2 protein-coding genes are annotated in these 1861 nt (G+C 40.1%); both read right to left on the bottom strand.

All coding sequences use genetic code 11. The features are described 5' to 3' along the window. Positions 1-1196, bottom strand: a 1196-nt coding sequence (locus AC1DPQ_RS26550; protein WP_477611406.1) for a S1C family serine protease, incomplete at its 3' end; no start/stop codon positions are given. 3 nt (positions 1197-1199) lie between these two features. Beyond that, positions 1200-1787, bottom strand: a complete 588-nt coding sequence (locus AC1DPQ_RS26555) for a TlpA family protein disulfide reductase (protein WP_477584666.1) — start codon at positions 1785-1787, stop codon at positions 1200-1202. Between the last annotated feature and the right edge of the window lie 74 nt (positions 1788-1861).

The following is a 1861-nucleotide window of genomic DNA, read 5'->3' on the forward strand; positions in this document are numbered from 1 at the left end:
AAATAAGGCTGACTATTAATTTTCGGCAAATTAAATAGCTTACTGCCCAAAACACTGCGCATCACCTTGCCAGCAGGATCAATGCTATAAAGAAGTTTACCCATCTCTATTCTAACGCTGTCGCTATCAGAAATATTTAAATCAATCCCACCGGTTATCCGTTGGTCAAGTTCAAATAAAACCAGGTCATTCTCCTGATCTTTTCCTATTAACTTAATTGGCACCGCAACTCCATTAATATCACCTTTTGCTTGTTCGCCAACCATCGTGTTTTTACTGAGTAGAAGTTGTTTTTTAGCTCCATTTGCTGTGTTAACATTCAATAAAGCGGCGTAAATATCCTGGTTTTTTCCTTTTATCATACTTTTGATGGAAAAGCAGCTGTTTTTAAGCGTTGGCATATTAAAATCAGGGTGTAAAGCCTTCTGTTTGCTTTCTTTCTGTAATAGCAAAGACAAGGGATCTGTTTTCACACTATCCCTCTTTTCAGGGAAAACGGTATAAAGTTTTTCGCTGTTTAAAGCCGTCCAATAACGGCGGTAAAGGTCAACAGGAATTTCGAAATTCATTTCTTCCGAAACATCAATGGCACTGTGCAATCCGATTACGCGGCCATAATAATCAAATAAAGGGCCGCCAGAATCACCTGGTTCCATTTTGCAGGTGGAGCGGATAAAACCATATTCATTTTTCACTTCTGCAATATTCCCTAACCTTAAGGTTGGCATCGTTTGATTTAAGGTTTCGGGATAAGAAATGCTGATACAAGGTTCGTTTTTAAGCAAACTTGCCGAATAACCCATCTCAGCAAATGGATAGGTGCCTTTATCGGTAATTTTCATCATGCCCACATCTGGAATGCCTGGCGTCTCTTTATTTTCTATTTTACCAAGTGCCAGCGCGATGCATTCGCGGCCATCAGGAAAAAAAACCTTATAATTTTTACCGGGCAAAATGGTGTGTGCAGCGGTTAGGATATAACCATCGGCACTAACCACCACCCCACTAAACTGAGCACTGGTTCTTTGGTTTTGCTGTACATCGAAACCCCACATCCGTACACTTGCAGGGTACGCCTTTTTAACTGCTTCGGCAATGGTTTTCTGAAATTTGGCAACCTGTTTTTTCTGGGCCACAGCATTTAAGCCGAGAAGCATAACTATCGTTACTACTATTCCCTTTATAGCGTTATTCATTTGTTATTTATGATTTTTTGCCAATGTAATCCGCTCAGAAATTTCCTGGAGCGCAGCGGCATCGGTTCCGGTGAAGCCGGTTAGTTTAAATACAATGTTGCCTGCTTTATCGATAATAAATTTTGCAGGGATGGCACTTACGCCGTAAGCTTCAACCGCAGCATTACGTCCAGTCCCATCTTTCAGGTCCATTAGCACCTGAAAATTAAAACCCGATTGTGCGATGTATTTTTTTACATCTTCAACTGGTGTTTTGGTGGTTTCCCAGGTATGGATAAATAAGAACTTTACAGAAGGATCATTTTTATAGGTATTAACGGCAAGCTGCATCGCAGGAAAAGATTTTTTGCAGGGCACACACCATGTCGACCAAAAATCGAGCACAACTACTTTCCCTTTTAGATCCTTTAGCGATACTGCATTTCCATCGAGATCTTTTAAAGTAAAATTGGCTGCAGGTAAACCGATCATTTCTGATAAAAGCTTATTGTGCAAGGAATCAGCTTTGTTTACAGCAGTTTGTGCCGATACAGAAATACATGTAAACAGGCACAAAGAAGCCAAAAGGCAAAGCCTTAAAAAAAGTTTCATATTTTAAGTTAAAGGGTTAAAAAACCGGCAAGGCCATTTTACCGGCCATGCCGATCGCATAGATAGCTTAAATA

It is taken from the genome of Pedobacter sp. 01T416_2, assembly GCF_056398925.1.

Excerpts from the sequence above, each read along its gene's own strand:
- AC1DPQ_RS26555 (WP_477584666.1), bottom strand. The coding sequence starts at position 1,787 with ATGAAACTTTTTTTAAGGCTTTGCCTTTTGGCTTCTTTGTGCCTGTTT.